Source organism: Sutterella sp. (assembly GCF_052272535.1).
Classification (GTDB): domain Bacteria; phylum Pseudomonadota; class Gammaproteobacteria; order Burkholderiales; family Burkholderiaceae_F; genus Sutterella.
The window spans coordinates 1-1,184 of sequence record NZ_DAVZJY010000369.1 but is presented as its reverse complement, the minus strand read 5'-3'; the positions used below and the strand labels follow the sequence as shown (position 1 = coordinate 1,184).

The 1,184-nt window shown below is 73.0% G+C and carries 2 protein-coding genes and 1 pseudogene; all 3 read right to left on the bottom strand.

From position 1 onward, the window contains the following. Positions 1-241: pseudogene (locus ACT6Y9_RS11055) on the bottom strand (hypothetical protein); the annotation flags it as partial. Between the two features lie 9 nt (positions 242-250). Further along, complete coding sequence (rimI, locus tag ACT6Y9_RS11050; protein ID WP_295480784.1) at positions 251-712, bottom strand: ribosomal protein S18-alanine N-acetyltransferase; 462 nt, start codon at positions 710-712, stop codon at positions 251-253. Further along, the coding region (locus ACT6Y9_RS11045; RefSeq protein ID WP_443744567.1) for a tRNA threonylcarbamoyladenosine biosynthesis protein TsaB at positions 709-1,184 on the bottom strand (476 nt) is incomplete at its 5' end. The genes ACT6Y9_RS11045 and rimI, both read right to left, overlap by 4 nt.

Sequence of the window (1,184 nt, the reverse complement as noted above, 5' to 3'; positions counted from 1 at the left end):
CGGAGCGCTGCGGGGCGGACGCCTTCCGGGGCGCGGCTGCGGCGGGCGCCGTCTGCAGGCCCCGAGCGAGTTCGGGGAGGAAGGGGTCGGGCGTCTCGCGCAGCAGCCACACGGGGCCGAGCCCCATGGCTTCGAGCATTTCACACTGCGCGCGGTCGAAGGTCACGGCGTTCACCGTGTCGCCGGCGGCGCTCTGAGCGTTCAGAGCATTCGGATCGTTCGGTTCGTTCGGTTCGGTCACGGCGCGCTCCTACGAAACGAGTGGGCGGCTCATCAGCACCGCATCCTCACGGCCCGCGGCCGTGCGGTAGTACCCGCGGCGCAGCCCCGTGCGCGCGAACCCCGCACGCTCGTAGAGCGCGAGCGCGGGGACGTTGCCGGCGCGCACCTCGAGGTGCATCACGACGGCGCCACGGGCCCGCACGTCGGCCGTGACCGCTTCGAGGAGCTCCCGGCCCAGCCCGCGGCGCTGCAGCGCGCGGGCGACGCCGATGATGAGGAGCTCGGACTCGTCCAAAACCGTCATCACGACCGCCCAGGCGGCGATCTCACCGTCGGGCGCCTCAAGCACCCGGCACAGATGGCCCGACGCGAGGGAGTCGAGAAAGTTTCCTTCGCTCCAGGGCGTCTCCTCGACCTCGGCCTCGAGCCGGGCGAGCACCGGGGCGTCCCCGGGCGTCATGACGCGGAGCGTGAAGCCGGGCGCCGTCATTGCAGGCGCTCGCCGGCGGCGCGCTGCGCGATGGTGAGCGCGACGCGGTTGCGCACGTAGACGGGGTGCGCGAGTTCGGGCGTGACGAGTTCGTCCGCGAGGGCCATGTGCCATGCGATGCGGCAGATCGCCGCGGGGCGGGCGTGGAAGTCGTCCTCAATGCAGAGCGCCGCGGGGAGCGCCATCTCGTCGCCGTAGACCTTGTGGGCGCTGCCGACCACGACCGACGCGCCGTGGCGCTCGACGTAGGCGGCCGCGGCCGCGGGCGCCACCTGTTCGGGGCCCGCGACGAATTCGAGGCGCGCGGCCGGATCGGCCGGCACGCGCCAGACGCCCGCATAGCATTCGTGCATGCGCGCGTCGTTCAGAACCGCGATCACCGTGCCGGCGGCAAGGCCGTGCTCCGCCCTCAGCCACTCGGCCTGCGCCTCGAGGTTCGAGACGGGGGCGGTTTCAACCTCAAGCGCCCAGG

Bases quoted from the DNA above. Each gene is read 5' to 3' on its own strand.
- rimI (WP_295480784.1), bottom strand. From the start codon at position 712: ATGACGGCGCCCGGCTTCACGCTCCGCGTCATGACGCCCGGGGACGCC.